Below are 17,173 nucleotides of genomic sequence, written 5' to 3' on the forward strand. Positions count from 1 at the left end.
CTCCCGATCATCTTCTGGAGGGTTGCCAGCCCGGCGGCCTGAGGCCGAGGTCCTGGTAGTCGCGGGTGATCTCCGCGCGGCGCTGCACGAGCCGGGCGTCCTCTTCGAGGCTGCCGAGATACCGGCGGACGGCCGGGTCGTCGAACTCCTTAACGCCGCCGGCGATCCGCTTAAGAAGCGTCGATACCGCCGCCATCAGGTCGTTGCGGGTGAGGCGCCCCATCATGTTCAGTTTGGTGTTGGCCTCACGGAGGGCGGCCTCGGCGTTCTTTCGGGCGGTGATGTCGACGAGCGTGAGGACGACACGCCCGTCCGGGAGCCGGCCGGCCGAGAGGACACCTGGACGGCGGCCCCGTCGGTGCGGCGGAGGGCTGTTTCGTATCCGTAGACCGCCTTACCCGACCGGAACCCGCCTGGAACTCGCCCCAGGTGCCGGGGTCAGCGAAGAACCGGTTCATGGGCTCCCCGATCAGGGCGCCGGCCGTGGTGCCGAGGAGGTCGCGCCCACGTAGTTGGCCTCCTCGATCCGGGGCACGGTCTCCGCCAGGGCAATGATGAACGTCCCTGCCTCCGAGTTGTCAAAGACCCCCGGTAACGTTCCTCCTGCTCCCGCAGCCTCAGGGAGAGAAGCGATATGACCGCGCCGATGGCGACGAAGACCACCGCCCGCGAGAGCGCCGAGACGATCAGCCCTGCATCTCCCCGGCAACGGGGAGGGTCATCGCCAGGTACCCGAGGGCGAGGGCGAGCGAGAAGACGGTCCCGCGGCGGGGAACCAGTATGCGGCAAGCACGATCGGCAGGTAGAAGAGGTGCGGGAGGACGATGGTGATGCCGGCAAGAAGCCCGGCGGCGTTTACGGCGAAGGTGACGACGACCGATGCCAGAAGCAGGAGGAGCCGGTCCTCTCTCTTGCCGGCGGGCGCTTCCCGGCGCTCATGCTGCTCGCCCCTGCGGCGGGTAAGGGATGAAAACGGCTCTCCGGAACCCCGGGCGAGGGTGCTGTCCTGCGGTGTGCTCTCTCTCTCATGTTCCCTGTATGGCGCTTTGATCTCCGGCCTTTAAAAGGGATCTGATCGCCATAGCGCCGTGCCCGGTGTCCGCGGCTCCTTTCGCACCCGTGCCCGGGAGAACGGGGCCATGCAAAGGCATATGCTCTCGATCCGGCCATTACTGATCGAAACGATCCGGGAAGAACCATGAAGATCGCACTCCTCCAGGTGAACGCGGTCGCGGGCGATCTGGCCGGCAACGCCGACCGGATAGCGGCGGGCGTCGAGGAGGCGGCCCGTCACCGGCCGGACCTGTCGTGACCCCCGGCTCTCCCTGCCCGGTTGCCCCCCGGGACCTGCTCCTCGGAGAGGGTTCGTGGGCGGAGCCTCGCCATCCTCGACGATCTCGCCGCCGATCTCCGGACGCGCCGCCGGTCCTCGTCGGTTTCGCCGCGCCGAACCTCTCCGGGACGGGCCGGCCGCTCTTCAACGCCGCCGCCCTCCTCCGGGACGGGGGTTGGGAAGATATTCAGAAAGACCCGGCTCTCCCGGGACGTCTTCGATGAAGACCGCTACTTTGAGCCGGGGCCAGGGACCCCCAGGTCCTTTGCCTCGGCGGGAGGACGATCGGGGTCTCTATCGGTGAGGCGGTCTTCTGCGGGGGTGACGGTCTTTCCGGCGCGGAGGTGGTCGTAAACCTCTCCGCGTCGCCGTTTGCCGCCGGGCGGCACCGCCTGCTGGAGACGGCGGTCGCCCGCACCGCAAAGGACCTCAGGACCGCGATCGCCCGGACAAACCTCGTCGGCGGCAACGACGACCTGGTCTTCGACGGCCGGAGTTTCGCCGTCAGCGCCGGCGGGACCCTGATCGCCCGCGGTGCGGCCTTCGAGGAGGACGTCGTGACCGTCGATCTCTTCTCCCTGCCCCGGGGCGCGCCCGGCGACCCGGCGCCGGAGCCCGAGATCTGGGGGGCGCTGGTGCTCGGCACCCGCGACTACGCCCGCAAGTGCGGGTTTACGTCGGTCCTCCTCGGCCTCTCGGGCGGGATCGACTCGTCGCTTGTGGCCGCGGTCGCCGTCGAGGCGCTCGGGCCGGAGAACGTCCTCGGCGTGCTCCTCCCATCCCCCTACACCTCACGGGAGAGCGTCGAGGATGCCCGGGAACTTGCGGAGAACCTCGGCATCCGGGTGGAGTGCATCCCGATCGCGCCGGTGATGGAGGCGTACGACGAGGCCCTCGGGGAGATCTTTGCCGGGCTTCCCCGCGACGCCACCGAGGAGAACCTGCAGGCCCGGATCCGGGCGGCGGTCCTGATGGCCATATCGAACAAGTTCGGCTCCCCTGCTCCTCGACCGGGAACAAGTCGGAGGCGGCGGTCGGCTACTCCACCCTCTACGGAGATATGGCGGGCGGCCTCGCCGTGATCGCCGACGTCCCGAAGGTGATGGTCTACCGGCTCGCCCGGTGGCTGAACGCGCGGCGCCCCGTCATCCCCGGGCGGGTGCTCGAAAACCCCCTCCGCGGGAAACCGGCCCGGCCAGACCGACCAGGAGGTCCTCCCCTACGATCTCCTCGACGCCATCCTCCACCGCCACATCGACTGCTTCGAGTCCCCGGCCGATATCGTCGCCGCCGGGTATCCCCGGGCGACCGTCCACGCGGTCCTCCGGATGGTCGGGCAGGCGGAGTTCAAGCGCCGGCAGGCTCCGCCCGGGCTCAGGGTGACCGGCCGGGCGTTCGGCACCGACTGGCGGATGCCGATCGCCGCGAAGGCGTGGTGGCGGGAGGATGCCCGCTGATGGCACCCTTCACGAACGCCCTCTCCCGGATCTATGATACCCTCTTCGCGGCGTTCGGCCACCAGCACTGGTGGCCGGCAGAGACGGCGTTTGAGACGATGATCGGCGCGATCCTCACCCAAAACGTCTCCTGGACGAACGCGGCCCGGGCCGTCCGGAACCTGGAGGGCGCCGGGATGCTCGACCCGCGCCTGCTTGCAAAAACCGACCCGGGCGAGATCGCCCGCCTGATCGTCCCGTCCCGGTTCTATAACCAGAAAGCGGAGCGGATCCGGGAGTTCGCCCGGGTCTACGTCGCGGAGTTTGAGGGCGACCCGGCGGTGATGGCCGCCGTGGAGACCAGCGCTCTCCGTGAGCGGCTGCTCGCCGTCCGGGGGCTCGGGAAGGAGACGGTGGATTCCATCCTGCTGTATGCCTGCGGAAAGCCGGTCTTCGTCGTCGACGCCTACACGCGGCGGATATTCTCGCGCTACGGCCTCCTCGCCGCGGATGCCTCCTACGACCGGATGCAGCGCCTCTTTGCGGAGAACCTTCCCCGACCCGGCACTCTTCAACGACTACCACGCCCAGATCGTCTTCCTCGGAAACACCGTCTGCAGGAAGTCGCCGCTCTGCGGCCGCTGCCCCATCCGGGAGGTCGACGGCGCGCTCAGGTGCGCCGGTGTGCGGGAGTGACGGGGTCCGCGCTCACTTCTTCCGGTAGATGTTTAAGCCGATCTTGATCTCTTCGTGGCCCGGCACCGAGACGTTGCCCTCGGTGGAGGCGACCGTGATCGACTTCCCGCTCTTCGATTCGCCGAACTCTTTTCCGAGATCCACGCGTATGACGAGGGTAGTCCCCTCGACCGCCATATCGATGTTCTTCATACTTTTCCATTACGTGCGCTCCCCGGCGGATATGCGCTTCGATGCGGGTATGGGAGGGCGCCCGGGGCCCGGACGAAGAGAGCAAACGCTATCCCGGCCCCGGTCCAACCCTACCATAATATTGGGTTACGTGGCGTAATGGATGCAAAACACAGCGCTCTTGAGAGATACTTTGGTTATACATCGTTTCTCCCCACCAGGAGGATCGTCGACGCCGTGCTCGCCGGAAGGGACGTCCTCGCCGTCATGGCGACCGGGGGCAACAAATCCCTCTGCTACCAAACCTCCGGCGCTCATCTTCGGCGGGCTCACGGTCGTCGTCTCACCGCTCATCGCCCTGATGAAGGACCAGGTCGACGGTCTCCGGGCAAACGGCATCGCGGCCGCGACGATCAACAAGCTCGCTCGGGCATGGGAGCAAAAAGATCATCGAACGGGTGATCCTCGAAGGCCGGATCCGATCCTCTACATCTCCCCGGAGCGGGCCGTGCAGTCGTCCTTCCTCTCGCTCATCGCAAAGGCGGACGTCCGGCTCATCGCGATCGATGAGGCGCATTGCATATCGATGTGGGGCACAACTTCCGGCCCGAGTGCCGCCGGCTCCGGGTGCTCAAAGAGCGGTTCCCCGCAGTCCCGGTCATCGCCCTGACCGCGACCGCCATCCCCGCCGTCCAGGACGACATCGCAGTCGAAACCGCCCTGAAGAACCCGGCCCGGTTTGTCGGGAGTTTCAACCGCAAAACCTCACCTACCGGGTGGTGCCGAAGGCCCGCTACTTTCAGAGGCTCGTTGCATACGTAAGCGAGCACCGGGGCGATGCCGGCATCATCTACTGCTTCTCCCAGAAGGCGACGGAAGACCTCGCGGAGAAACTCCCGGGGCAGGGGATTTCTCGCCCTCCCCTACCGCCGGCCTCCCCGACGCCGTCCGCGCGGAGCACCAGGAGGTTTTCTCCCGCGGCGACGCCGCAATCATCTGCGCCACCGTCGCCTTCGGCATGGGGATCGACAAACCCGACGTCCGGTTCGTCATCCACACCGACCTCCCAAAGACCTCGGTCCTACTACCAGGAGACCGGCAGGGCGGGCAGGGACGGGGAGGCGGCGGACTGCATCCTCTTCTACAGCCGGGGCGACTACGCCACCATCCGGGCACATCATCGAGAAGGAGTGCACCGATGCGGTGCAAAGGACGTCGCCTACCGGAAGGCGGGGCGATCCGACTACTGCGAGACCGCCGGGTGCCGGCGGAAGTTCCTGCTCACCTACTTCGGCGAGGACTACCCGGGGAGCGGTGCGGCGGGTGCGACCGGTGCGAGACGCCGGTGACGGTCTTTGACGGGACTCGTGTTGCACTGGCGGCCATCGCCTGCATCAGGGAGGTCGGGGAACGGTTCGGGGCATCCTATGTCGCCGACGTCCTTTCCGGGGCGAAGACCGCGCGGATCCGCGAGAACGGGCACGACCGCATTCCCGCCTACGGCTCCGGCGGGGATACACCCGCGACCAGTGGCTGCTCTTCATCCAGGAGCTGGTCCGGACAGGGTTCATCACGTCGACGGGCGGCCGATACGGTCCTCACGCTGAACGACCGGAGCCGGGCGGTCATCGCGGGAGGTCTTTGTGCCGCTCACGGAGCCGCGGCCGGAGGGCGTCGTCGCGGCAGAGGCGGACGACGACTACGACGAGGCCCTCTTCGCGAGGCTCCGCCGGCTCCGCAAGATCGTCGCCGACCTTGAGCACGTGCCCCCGTTCGTCGTCTTCCACGACAAAAGCCTCAAAGAGATGGCGAAACACCGCCCGCGCACGGGTGCCGAACTCCTCCGGATCTACGGCGTCAGCGAGGGGAAACTGCAGCGCTACGGCAGGAGGTTCCTCGATGCCATCGATAAGCACTGCACCGAAGAGGGACCGGGCCGGGGCGCCGGAGGGGGTGACGCGGCTGGCGTCCCGATACCCCTCCCGACCGTGGCGCTGGACGCCGGGTGGATCCGCCCCGCGGGTCCCGGAAGACGGAATCGGTGGAGAGTCACCGCCCGCAACAAGGAGAGGGGAGCATCGGGCAGGGGGCTGCAGCCTCTCGCTGCCCGGTAAGACCTCCTTTCTGGTGGAGGACCCAGGCGCCCGGGAGCGATCCCAAAAACATCCTCCACCCGCCATGAGGCCGTCTGCCCCGCAGGTGCCGGAGGAAGGATTCCCGGCGAGATGGGCCCCAGATCCGGCTCATCCAATTTTATAGGTAGATTAATATATTTCTACCAATATTGTGCTCCCATCGCAGATCGAAGGTGCCTCGACCACTGCACTGATCGCTGATTCGCAGAAGGCCAGCCGACGATAAAATCCTTTCAGGCGCCCGTAATCGTTCTGAAAGGTGCCGCACGCCCGTCACGGCCATCTCTTCCATTCACACAGCGAGACTCGAACGCCTCATGGACATCATCGCTCCGAAGCACCTGCCTGCGGGGGATAGACCTCTTCGAGGTGTTGAGGAGATGAGAAAAGAGAGCATTCTGGTCTTTGTACTGTTAGCCTGCGCACTGGCAACCGTCGCCAGCGCCGCAGTTGTAGACTTCTCCGTGGTGTGGAACAAGACCTACGGCAAACCTGGCGCGAACGATTCCGCATACTCGATCGTCCAGGTCCCGGGGGACAGGGGATACGTCTTCGCCGGCGAGACGGGATCGTTCGGCGCTGGAGAGACCGACGCCTGGGTGGTCGATCTCTCCGGGTCAGGCGCCGAACGATGGAACAGGACCCACGGTGGCCCCGGCAAAGATACGGCCCGCTCGGTGATCAACACATCAGACGGGAACTACCTCTTTGCGGGGACGCTCACCTCCGTGACCGGAGACAACCAGAGAGATACCGACGTCCTGGTCGTGAAATTCAGCCCAACGGGTGATCTCATCTGGAATGAGACGTTCGGCGGGCCCGATGACAACGCCACGGCATACGCGGTCGCTGAGGCGGCGGACGGGGGCTACATCGTCGTCGGTGCAACGGCGCCCTGGGGAGCACCGGACACCGATGCGCTGGTGATCAAGCTCAACCGTTCCGGGTCGGAGGAGTGGAACCGCACCTTCGGGGAGCCGGGGCTGAACGATACGGCATACGCGGTCGTCGCGGCACCGTCCGGCGATATCGGTGTGGCAGGAAGCACGGAGTCGTTTGGAGCGTTCGCGACCGATGCGTTCGTCCAGAAGATCGGCCCGTCCGGGAACGAGGCCTGGAACGTGACCTTCGGCGGTGCGGAGAACGACACTGCCCGGTCGATCGTCCTGGCGCCGGACGGGGGTTTCGTCTTCTCGGGGAGTTACATGAGCAGGGCCGCTTCCGGCAGGACGGAGGATGACGCCCTGGTCGTCAAGATGAAACCGGACGGGAAGGTCGCCTGGAACTGGACCTACGGGAACGCAGATGAGAATGAGTCGGCCGGATCGATCATCGCCACCCGCGACGGCGGATACCTCTTTGCCGGCAGGACCGGAAAGTCTCCACTCGATAACGACGCCTGGATCGTGAAACTCGACAGCAAGGGGGCTGTCGAGGGCGACCTGACGATCGGGGGCAGGAACCCGGGCGACCGGGCAGCGTCGGTCATCCAGACGGCGGCATCCGAGTATGTCTTTGCCGGGACCTTCAATGCTACAAAGAAGGGCGGCAAGCTCGATACTGATGCCTGGGTTGTAAAACTGACCACGAAGCCGAAGACGGTGATAAAACCGCCGTCAAAACCCCCGAAACCGCCGAAAGTCTGCCCCGGACAGTGTCCCCCTCCGACGTCGAAACCGACAATACCGTCCGAGCCGAAGACCGGTAGTATCGGCGACTTCGTCTGGAGCGATACCAACAAAAACGGCATCCAGGATGGCGGTGAGCCCGGGATACGGGACGTCGCCGTCAAACTCCTGAATGCACAGCAGCAGGAGATTGCCACAAGGGTGACTGATTCCAGGGGCAATTACCTCTTCAGCGGTCTGCAGCCCGGCGACTATTACGTCAAATTCAGCCTCCCGAAAGACTACACGTTCACCGGGAAAGATGCCGGTGGAAACGACGCTAAAGACAGCGACGCTGACCAGACGACCGGCAGGACTGCGAAGATCACCCTCAAGGCGGAGGAGAAGCAGCTCCAGTGGGATGCCGGGATGATCAAACAGGCACCTCCGGCCGCCGGACAGATCGGTGACCTCGTCTGGGAGGACAAGAACGGGAATGGCCTCCAGGATGGAGGCGAGGCGGGCCTGAAAGACGTCACGGTTAAGCTCCTGGACGGAACCGGCAAGCCGGTCAACGATGCCGCCGGAAAGCCGCGGGAGGTGAAGACCGATGCAAACGGGGAGTACCTCTTCGACAATCTCGCGGCAGGGGACTACATCGTCGAGTTCAGCCTTCCGAAGGATTACACGTTCACCAAGAAAGATGCCGGCGATGACACAAAGGACAGCGACGCTGACCAGGCGACCGGCAGGACCGCGAAGATCACCCTCAAGGCGGGAGAGAAGCAGCTCCAGTGGGATGCCGGGCTGGTCAAGACAGCGGGCCAGATAGCCGTCACCAAAAAGACCAACGGTCAGGTTGCCAAGAATCCACCGGGGCCGACGATCAAGGTCGGCGATAAGGTAACGTGGACCTACGAGGTGACGAATCCCGGGACAGGCCAGCTCACCAACGTCAAGGTGACGGACGATAAAGCCGGCCCGATTGCAGGACCGCCCACCGGGGATGACGGTAACGGCAAACTCGACCCCGGCGAGACGTGGACCTACACCAAAGACGATACGGCAAAGGACACGAGCGGCATGCCGGGCGGTTCCTATAAGAACACCGTCACGGTCACGGCAGACGATCAAACCGCGAAGCAGGTGACGGCAACCGATGTCAGCCACTATACCAGTTCACCCGCAGGAGGCGGGTGTGCCTGCACCGCGGATTTCACCTCCTATATCTCACACCGAGCTCCTCCTGCCGGAGCGCAAAATCCCGATCCGTTATCATTGACAATCTATCATTTCCAGGGGAGCGTTCAGACTTCCAATTGCCTTGCCGGAGTGGCACCGGCCAAGTGGGAGTGGGACTTTGGAGATGGAAAAGGATGGCAGGACCTCGGCCAGAACCCAACGCACACATTCGCGACGGCCAAGACCTATGACGTTAAACTCCGGGTGACGCTCAGTAACGGTGTAACCTGTGAGGTCATGAAAAAGGTAACAGTGGAAGCGCCCCCGCTACCGGAGGGCAAGGGTTCGATAGGGGATTTTGTATGGAACGACAAAAACGAGAATGGAAAGCAGGATTCAGGTGAGAAAGGCCTTGCTGGCGTGGTCGTGACGTTGCTCGATAAGAATGACAACCCGATCAACGGTGAGAACGGACAGCCCAGGCGGATCACCACAAAAGAGGATGGAAAATACGTATTCGACAAACTCCCAGAAGGGAAGTATAGAGTCATGTTTGACCCCCCTCAGGGGAACTGGATCTACAGCCCGATGGATAACGTCCCGAATGACGATAATCTGGACAGCGATCCCGGAATATCAGGCCGGACCGGTATCATCGTCATCAAAGAGGGAGCACTGGTACAGTCCAACTGGGACGCCGGGTTTTATAATCATGCGATGCAGGGCACAGGCCAGATCGGGGATCTGGTCTGGGAAGACGAGAATGAGAACGGGATTCAGGACGGAACCGAGAAAGGAGTTTCGGGCGTTTCGGTGACGTTGATGGACGATAAACTCATGCAGATCTACGCGGCAACCACCGATGCAAACGGGAAGTACCTGTTCACCGATCTGACGGCTGGAGACTACTACGTGGTTTTCGGGCATAGAGCGGCGCAGAGAGATGCGAAATTCACGCGACAGAATGTCGATGCCAACACGAAAGACGACATTGATAGCGATGCAAGCATGATCGGGAGAACGGATAAGATTACGCTGCAGGATAACCAGAAGCAGCTCCAGTGGGATGCCGGATTGATCTTTATAACGCAGACAACGATAGGTCCTATCTTCCAGGGTCAGGGCTCCATTACCGGCGTCACGTTCGATGACCGGAACGGCAACGGTGTCCTGGACGAGGGCGAGTCCGGCGTTTCGGCGGTTGGAGTGACACTTCTTGCCGGAGGGGCGCCGGGAGAAAGCATCCCTGAAACAGGTAAACGCTCCAGTGCCTTCGAACGTGAAACCAGCGGAAGAACCTACAGCGACGATGGGAGATCCGATGGGATATCATTCGCGGTTGTGACAGATGTAGGCAGCCTGACCGCCGTCAACAAAACCACAACCGATGAGAGGGGTGCCTATGCATTCACGAACCTCACTATTGGAGAGTACTACCTCATGTTCGATCCGCCGGAAGGCTACACCTTCGCCATCCCCGAAGAGGGTAGCGAGCTCGATCCGGAGACCGGCATTGCGGGCCCGATCGAGATCGTGGAGAATGATACCAAGATCACACTGAACATCGGATTCAACCGGACCCCGGGACCGACAGTGGGGCCCGCAGTTGGCAACAGCACCATCGGCGACCTCGTCTGGAACGACACCAATGGGAACGGCATCCAGGACGAGGGTGAAGGAGGCGTCGCCGATGCCACCGTCGAGCTTTACTACGCGAACGAGACCCTCGCCAATTCAACGACGACGGATCCAGACGGTGCCTACCTCTTCACCGCTCTCCCGGCGGGCGAGTACTACCTGGTCTTTGGACTGCCGGAAGGCTTCAACTTCACGATAGCGGATCAGGGCGCCGATGATGCAACGGACAGCGACGCCGACCCGGCAACCGGCAGGACGGCGAACATCACGCTCGCCGAGAACGAGACACAACTCGACTGGGATGCCGGGGCGAACCTGACGGCGGCAGAAGCGGCGGAGACCGCCACCATCGGCGACTTCGTCTGGAACGACACCAACGGGAACGCCCTCCAGGACGAGGGTGAGGCCGGCGTGTCCGGGGTCACCGTCCGGCTCCTGGACGAGAACGGCGATCAGGTCACTGATGCGGCCGGAACCGCCGTCGAGACCACGACGGGAGAAGACGGTCGCTACGCCCTCGAGGGCGTCGTCGGCACGACCTACGTCATCGAGGTCGTGGCGCCGGACGGGCTCACCTTCGTCACGCCGGACGCTGGCGATGATACACGGGACAGCGACGTCGGGGTGGAGACCGGCCGGACCGAACCCTTCGTACTCGCGGGTGACGACCTCACGCGGGATGCGGGGTTGAACGCCACCGTAGCGGAAGCTGAGACCGCCACCGTCGGTGGAGTTGCCTGGAACGATACAAACGCCGACGGCGCCAGGGATGCCGGCGAGGCGGGGGTGCCGCGCGTTGCGGTGACCCTCCTCGGCGCGGACGGTACGGATGCCGGGACGGCGACGACGGATGACACCGGAGCCTACCAGTTCACCGGGGTCGCCGCGGGGACGTATTCCCTGAGTTTCACGCCGCCGGAGGGCTACACCTTCAGCCCCACCGGCCAGGACAGCACCGTCGATCCCGGGAGCGGGACAACGGAGCAGTTCGAGATCGGGCCGGGCGAGGAGCAGCTGGACTGGAACGCGGGGCTCGTGCCGCCGGCCATAGAGGTGACCCAGACGCCGGAAGTGGAGACAACACCTGAAGTAGAGGTGACACCGGAAGTAGAGGTGACGCCGGAAGTGGAGACAACACCTGAAGGGGAGACGGGGGGAGGCAGCATCCTGTAGGACCGCCGGGGGAGATACTCATCCCGGAGAATGAAGCGGCAACGGAAGGGGCGGCGAGGCCGGCCATAAAACGGCCACCGTCCCGACAAGAAGAGGAAGGGCAGATGGCAATGAGAGAAGAGGAGAGCAACAACAGAATGATGGTAGATGCGAGAGGGGGATGATGAGAATCATATTCATCATTTTCTGCGCGTGCCTGATAGCGGCGCTACTCGGTGCATCCGCAGTGGCCCAGAACGTTCCTGCGGGTACGGGGAACGAGACATCCGGGGATAACCAGAGCAACACCGGAGCTGCAGTAACCTATATCCCGGGTGCAAACGGCAGCGTCGCCGGGGACCTCACCCCGGCTCCCACGGCCGGGGCCGCGAACGCTTCGGGATCCGCTATGCAGGGAGCCATCTACCATGTCTCGGTGGATGGCAACAACGCGGGTTCGGGCGGCGAGGATCAGCCCTGGGGCACGATCCAGCATGCCGTGGATACCGCCGGGCCGGGGGATACGATCCTCGTGCACGAGGGAAACTACACTGGAGACGTCGAGATGGCCTTATCGGGTGAGGAGGGAAGATCGATCACCCTAACGGGAGCACCGGGCGAGAAGGTCGGCATCCACGGGGGGATCGGCCTCCAGGAGGGGGCATCGTATATCGTGGTGCGGAACATGAGCCTGGATAACTACTCCGCCTGGGGCGTCACGCTCTATGGAGGCAACCACCACGTCCACCTCGCAAACATGAGTATGACCGGCGGGGATGCCGGCATCCGCATGACCGTGGGCTCGTCGGGCGAGGACCCGGCGTTCGGCCCGGTGACCGACGTGACGATCGAGAACTGCACCATCCGGGACGTCCTCTACACGGCTGTGGACGGCACCCCCGGCCCATGCGAGCGGATCGTCTTCCGCGGGCTCGAGGTCTCCGGCTCCGGGCTCGAGGAGAGCTACGGGGCGGACGGGATCGCGGTGGAACGGGGGCAGGATATCCTCGTTGAGGACTGCAGGATCCACGACAACGGGGGTGACGGCATCGACCTGAACTCCCGGGACACGGAAGGAAACGTCTCAAACATCACGGTCCGCAACAACGAGGTCTACCGGAACCACTACAGCGGGATCAAACTCTGGGCCGGCGGGTTGATCGAGAATAACGTCGTCTGGGGCCAGGGAGAAGGACCGATTGCGGGGGGCGATTACCCCTGCACCATGGAGATCCTGAACAACTCCGTCGCCTACAACGGGTATGATCCCGAGTTCGGCACGAGGGGCTATGCGCTGACCGTGGGCTACACCGAGGCACAGAACGGAACTCCCGTCAGGCTGCGCCTCACAAATAACATATTCGCGTTCAACAGCCGCCCCAGCGGGGAGGAGGGGCATACCGGAATCTACCTCGGCCCCGGGGTGGACCTGCTCGAAGAACGGGACAACGTCTACTACAGCCGGGTAGATGGTGAGATCTTCGCCCAGTTCCTCTGCAATCCCGACCGGGACTACGACACCTGCGATATCACCCGTAAAGAGATCCAGGATGGCACCTGGGCACGGCTGACCGGCCAGGGTGAGGGCGACCTGACGGTGGACCCGCAGTTCGTATCCGGCTGGCCAAACGTGGACCTCCATCTGAAACCGGGGAGCCCCGCAGCAGGGCACGGGGCCTACTGAGGGGTGAGGGGGCGTTCACCCCGGCGGAGGATCGGGCGCGGGGTCCACCCGCCGGGTCCGGTGCCGCCCCAAAGATCCCTGTCCGTTTTTTCCACGGGAGCTTCCCGGCAGCCTGCCGGGGGGCATCCCCCGGGCGTGTGCCGGCCCGCGGGATCGAGCGCCGTCCAGGGTAGCGCCGGTACCGCGCTGCCGCTCTCAACTCGATGTGTTAATGAGCATGCAGGGCCAACGCGCAATGTACCAGGACTATGCGGCTCATTTCATGGAACGTAGATCTCTTCCGCTCCGGCATGAAGAGCGTGGAGAAGAAGGTCGAAGCAGTCTGCCAGCACTCACCGGATATCGTCGCCTTCCAGGAGGTGACGGACCGGGACCTGCCGCTCTTCCGTGAAGAACTGGAGAACTTCGGGCTGATCCACTCCGTCGACAGCATTGCCCTGGTGGAGATTGCCCGGGTGGCTTACATGGCCGAGCGGTTGAACGATCTCAGGGCGCGCAACGCAAACGATCCTTTCCAGTTCGCATACAGCATCTCCCGGCTCTCCGAACAGTGCTCGCCGTCCGGCGAGACAAAGGACTTCGGATGCCTGATAGCGAGCAGGTACCCCCTCACGCCATTAAACCCGCTGGACTTCGACATCCCGTGGAAACGGCGGGTGGTCTCCGCCGTCGTCAGCGCACCCACGGGCGAGTTCGAGGTGCACAACGTCCACGTCCCCACGGCGATAGGCAGCCGGAGGAACGAGATCGTGAAGGCCGAGACGCTGGTCGGGATCTACCGGCGCCTTGCCGTCAGGCCGGCGAGGCCGCGGATCCTCTGCGGGGACCTCCACATCCCGGAGGCGGAACTCCCCGACGGGACGATCGTCCCCTTCTACCGTGATATCATTCCTGACCGGACCTACTCGACGGTCTCCGAGAGCGAGGAGTACCTCGGGCGGCCGAGGAGATGGTGGTACAACGCCGAGATGAACGTCATCTCCGGCCTTGCGGAGTACGACCTCCCCGACGTCTTCCGGAAACTGCACGGCTACCGGGCGAGGGAGTACAGCTGGTGCCCCGACCGCGGGCCCGAGGATGTCCCGAAGTGCAAGCGCTACGACCACATCTTCGCATCTGCGCGCCTCAACCCGACGGCGTGCTGGTACCTGCACAACCTCCGGGGGCAGGGGTTGAGCGACCACTCCGCGGTCGTGATGGACTTTGAGCCGTGACCGCCCTCCGGGTCGCGATCCCGCCCCTCCCCATAGGCGCTAACGTACTCCTTCGCTCCGGGGCATCACTTACTACTATAGTTTTTCCCGGGCTCCGGCGCTGGTGAGTGCGCGGTAGGGCATACGGGCACGGCTCGCAAGGCAAAGGCAACAGAGAAGAGGAATACAGAGAGCGCCGGGAGGGAGATTTGAACTCCCGAGGTGCCAGGCACCAGCGGCTTTCAAGGCCGCCGCCTTCCCGGACTAGACTATCCCGGCCCGCCTATACCTATTGGTCGCCGGATGAAAAAAGGTTGTTCATCCCCGGCGCGCGAGGACGACCACAACAACGAGTGCAAGGAGCGCGAGGACCACCGGGACCGGCGCAGACTGGGTGGTGGTGGGTTTCGCGTCCCCGAAGAGCCCGGGCGCAGCCTGACTCACCCTGACCGAGTCGGCGTTCGCGGCCGAGACCTGCACCGTCCCGCTGTCGTTGTAACTCATGGGGTAGACCTTGACGTAGACGGTGCCGCCCCGTGCGGCAAACACCGCGGTCTCGGGTTCGAGCAGGCCTTTATCGTTGACTTTGTGGGATTTTCCGTCCTCGTCGATGTACTCGATCACCCAGTCGATCCCGACCGACGTCGCGAACGTCACCGTGCCGCTCTTCGTGTCGACCTCGAAGTACGCCGGAGCCGAGCGTGTGGCGGGGGCGCTCGCGGATATCATCGCCGGCGTCGCCGTGGCAGTCGGTGCGCCCGAAATCACAAACGTCACGGTCCCGATGTAGCCTTTGGCGTCGGAGAACGTGACCTCGTATGTGCCCCCCTCAGAGATGGGCACTTCTGCAGCGAAAGCCCCGGTTGCGTCGGTGCGGATGTACTCCGGCCCGTAGACGACGGCGCCGCCTTTCTCGACCCGGACCTGGACGCCCCCGCTGCCGATCCCGCTGACCGTACCCCGGAGGTCGAGGGTGCCGTCGAACTCCTGGTTGAGCGGGGATTGTACTACGACGCTCTCAGAGCGGTCGACAAGGGTGACGATCTGCATCGTCGTCGAACTGCCCCCGAAGGTGGTCTGCGTGGGATCGATGATCTCGACCGAGTAGGTCCCCGCAGCGAGACCGGTGGTATCGAATGTCGCTGAGAACGAACCGTCTTCCTGGACGACGATGGTCTTGCGGGCTACTTCGCTCTTTGTGCCCTGGGCATAGTACAGGACGACGTCCGTGCTGAACCCGGGGTTGAGGGAGGGCTTTGTGAGCCCGCCCACGATCGTGGTGCCGGTGACGTTGAGCTGGTCGCCGACGTAGACTGTCTTTGGGGCACTGATTCCAACGTACGCGGCTGATGCCGCGCTGACGAGCAGCATCGCAGCGATGAGCGTCAGCCATGCGATCCTTTTCATACCAGTACATCAACGAATATGAGGTATAATGGTATCCAAATCGATTGAGAAGCCGCTCGCGTCCTGGAGGGGGAAAGACCGGTATGAAGGGCAGATCCTCGATACGCTGACGGTAATCTTTCGGAGCGGCGGGTGTTCCTGGAACCGGTGCCGTATGTGCGGTTACCGGCACGAGCGCTACCCCGATCTCCCGCGGGACGATCTTGCCGACCGGTTGGTCCGCCAGGTCCGCTGGGTGAAAGAGAACTTCCGCGACGAGGACTACCAGGTGCTCAAGATCTTCACGTCGGGAAGCTTCTTCGATCCCGGCGAGGTCCCCCCCGCCGCCCGGCGCGCCGTCGCGGAAGCGTTCCGGGGCAAGGTCGTGATCGCCGAGACAAGGCCCGAGTACGTCGAACTGGACGCGCTCCGTGAGTTTCAGGAGGGCATCGATACCGGCGCCTGGCCGCGGCCGCTCTCCGTCGCCGTGGGGCTTGAGACCACAAACGACGCAATCAGGGAGAAGAACATCGATAAAGGGTTCACATACGCCGACTTCCTCCGCGCCGCAGGGGTTGCGCACGCCGCCGGCGCGGGCGTGAAGGCCTATCTCCTGATGAAGCCGCCGTTCCTGACCGAGCGCGAGGCGCGCGACGACATGGTACGCTCCATCCGGGACGTCGCCTCCGTTGCGGACAGTATATCCATGAACCTCTGCACCGTCCAGAGCAGGACCGAGGTCGAACGCCTCTGGAGAGAGCACGCGTACCGCCCCCCCTACCTCTGGAGCGTCCTCGATGTGCTGATCGGGTCGCCGGTCCACGTCCTCTGCGACCCCGTCGGCGGCGGGCAGACCCGGGGACCGCACAACTGCGGCGCCTGCGACGGCCCGATCGTGAAGGGGATCGGTGACTACTCGCTGACCGGTGACGTCGAACTCCTGCGCGCCCTGAGGGAGACGGAGTGCGGGTGCAAAGAAGAGTGGGAGTTCGTGCTCGACCGGGAAGAACCGTTCTGTATGCCGCTCACCCGGTAATCTGACCGGACGTTGTCAGAAGGTCGTCGGTTTCAGACCCGGATCTTCCCTGGTTATCGCGCCGGGGGAAAGCCGTGCCCCGGAGCGGCCCTTGCGCCGGTTTCCTGGAGGAGCAGGTGGGGTTCAGGAGTTAGCCCGGACCCGGTTCTTCCCCGGGATCTCCCCGGGCACTGGACCGTGGTGGCTATCGCCACGGGGGGTGAGGACCGGGGAGGGGGCCTTCCCCCTTCCCGGGCAAAACGACGCCCAAAAGTTCCTCTCCGGCAACCTCCACCCGGCCTTCGTAAGAGAATGCCCATACGCTTCTCTCCAGCCCCCCCACCTCGCCCGCGCCTCCCGTAGGTAGGCTACTCATACGTTCCTCTCCGGCATCCCCTCCCTGCCCGGCCTTCGGCCTCCTCCCCCGCCCCTTGAGGGGCGGGGGCAGTGCGTGGCGATATCTGGTGGGAAGCCGTATCCGGGAAGCAGCGCTGGTGCCGGTTTTTCGGAGAGCCGAGAGCGATAAGCCCGCGCCCGGTTCTTTC

The 17,173-nt window shown here is 64.2% G+C and carries 14 protein-coding genes, 1 tRNA gene and 3 pseudogenes; 14 read left to right on the forward strand and 4 right to left on the reverse strand.

The window, feature by feature from the left end:
- Positions 1-7 precede the first annotated feature (7 nt).
- Positions 8-226 carry a hypothetical protein gene (locus QZ408_RS11825; protein ID WP_292491767.1) on the reverse strand — a complete coding sequence of 73 codons (219 nt, stop codon included), beginning with the start codon at positions 224-226 and terminating at the stop codon, positions 8-10.
- A gap of 408 nt (positions 227-634) precedes the next feature.
- Between QZ408_RS11825 and QZ408_RS11830 the strand changes: the two genes are divergently transcribed.
- The 5 genes and pseudogenes from QZ408_RS11830 (at position 635) to QZ408_RS11850 (ending at position 3,512) form a co-directional block, all read left to right on the forward strand.
- Positions 635-970, forward strand: a complete 336-nt coding sequence (locus QZ408_RS11830; protein WP_292491769.1) for a hypothetical protein — start codon at positions 635-637, stop codon at positions 968-970.
- 707 nt (positions 971-1,677) lie between these two features.
- A complete protein-coding gene (nadE, locus tag QZ408_RS11835) occupies positions 1,678-2,415 on the forward strand; it encodes an NAD(+) synthase (RefSeq protein WP_292491771.1) in 738 nt (245 codons plus the stop codon).
- Positions 2,394-2,637 (forward strand): annotated as a pseudogene (locus tag QZ408_RS11840) (NAD+ synthase); the annotation flags it as partial. The gene nadE and the pseudogene QZ408_RS11840, both read left to right, overlap by 22 nt.
- A gap of 24 nt (positions 2,638-2,661) precedes the next feature.
- Entirely contained in the window at positions 2,662-2,790 is a 129-nt protein-coding gene (locus QZ408_RS11845; RefSeq protein WP_292491799.1) for a hypothetical protein, read from the forward strand.
- Complete coding sequence (locus QZ408_RS11850; protein ID WP_292491772.1) at positions 2,790-3,512, forward strand: endonuclease III domain-containing protein; 723 nt, start codon at positions 2,790-2,792, stop codon at positions 3,510-3,512. The genes QZ408_RS11845 and QZ408_RS11850 overlap by 1 nt, the downstream gene beginning before the upstream one ends.
- On the opposite strand, the gene QZ408_RS11855 is transcribed toward QZ408_RS11850, so the two are convergent.
- The gene (locus QZ408_RS11855) at positions 3,478-3,657 is read right to left on the reverse strand and encodes a hypothetical protein (protein ID WP_292491774.1); all 180 of its coding nucleotides are present in this window, start codon (positions 3,655-3,657) and stop codon (positions 3,478-3,480) included. The genes QZ408_RS11850 and QZ408_RS11855 overlap by 35 nt on opposite strands.
- 172 nt (positions 3,658-3,829) lie before the next feature.
- On the opposite strand from QZ408_RS11855, the gene QZ408_RS11860 reads away from it, so the two are divergent.
- The 8 genes and pseudogenes from QZ408_RS11860 to QZ408_RS11885 all read left to right on the forward strand — a co-directional run bounded on the left by QZ408_RS11860 (position 3,830) and on the right by QZ408_RS11885 (position 14,248).
- Positions 3,830-4,306 (forward strand): DEAD/DEAH box helicase, encoded by a 477-nt coding sequence (locus QZ408_RS11860; protein WP_292491776.1) that lies wholly within the window; start codon positions 3,830-3,832, stop codon positions 4,304-4,306.
- Positions 4,307-4,375: 69 nt separating this feature from the next.
- Positions 4,376-4,651, forward strand: a pseudogene (locus QZ408_RS14935) (hypothetical protein); the annotation flags it as partial.
- A 175-nt stretch (positions 4,652-4,826) separates the two neighbouring features.
- On the forward strand, positions 4,827-4,985 hold the full coding sequence (locus QZ408_RS14940) for a RecQ family zinc-binding domain-containing protein (protein ID WP_365996090.1): 159 nt from the start codon (positions 4,827-4,829) through the stop codon (positions 4,983-4,985).
- Positions 4,986-5,044: 59 nt separating this feature from the next.
- A pseudogene (locus QZ408_RS14945) lies at positions 5,045-5,395 on the forward strand (RQC domain-containing protein); the annotation flags it as partial.
- Positions 5,280-5,750 (forward strand): HRDC domain-containing protein, encoded by a 471-nt coding sequence (locus QZ408_RS11870; protein WP_292491780.1) that lies wholly within the window; start codon positions 5,280-5,282, stop codon positions 5,748-5,750. The pseudogene QZ408_RS14945 and the gene QZ408_RS11870, both read left to right, overlap by 116 nt.
- A 401-nt stretch (positions 5,751-6,151) precedes the next feature.
- Positions 6,152-11,371, forward strand: a complete 5,220-nt coding sequence (locus QZ408_RS11875) for an SdrD B-like domain-containing protein (protein ID WP_292491781.1) — start codon at positions 6,152-6,154, stop codon at positions 11,369-11,371.
- 160 nt (positions 11,372-11,531) lie between these two features.
- On the forward strand, positions 11,532-13,034 hold the full coding sequence (locus QZ408_RS11880; RefSeq protein ID WP_292491783.1) for a right-handed parallel beta-helix repeat-containing protein: 1,503 nt from the start codon (positions 11,532-11,534) through the stop codon (positions 13,032-13,034).
- Positions 13,035-13,282: 248 nt separating this feature from the next.
- Positions 13,283-14,248 carry an endonuclease/exonuclease/phosphatase family protein gene (locus tag QZ408_RS11885; RefSeq protein ID WP_292491785.1) on the forward strand — a complete coding sequence of 322 codons (966 nt, stop codon included), beginning with the start codon at positions 13,283-13,285 and terminating at the stop codon, positions 14,246-14,248.
- A 173-nt stretch (positions 14,249-14,421) separates the two neighbouring features.
- Here the strand turns inward: QZ408_RS11885 and QZ408_RS11890 are convergent.
- Both QZ408_RS11890 and QZ408_RS11895 read right to left on the reverse strand, forming a co-directional pair.
- Positions 14,422-14,506: transfer RNA gene (locus QZ408_RS11890), tRNA-Ser, on the reverse strand.
- A 39-nt stretch (positions 14,507-14,545) separates the two neighbouring features.
- Complete coding sequence (locus QZ408_RS11895; protein WP_292491787.1) at positions 14,546-15,634, reverse strand: hypothetical protein; 1,089 nt, start codon at positions 15,632-15,634, stop codon at positions 14,546-14,548.
- Positions 15,635-15,662: 28 nt separating this feature from the next.
- Between QZ408_RS11895 and QZ408_RS11900 the strand changes: the two genes are divergently transcribed.
- Entirely contained in the window at positions 15,663-16,649 is a 987-nt protein-coding gene (locus QZ408_RS11900; protein ID WP_292491789.1) for an archaeosine biosynthesis radical SAM protein RaSEA, read from the forward strand.
- Positions 16,650-17,173 lie beyond the last annotated feature (524 nt).

The sequence above is a fragment of the Methanoculleus sp. 10 genome (assembly GCF_913757945.1).
Taxonomy (GTDB): Archaea; Halobacteriota; Methanomicrobia; order Methanomicrobiales; family Methanoculleaceae; genus Methanoculleus.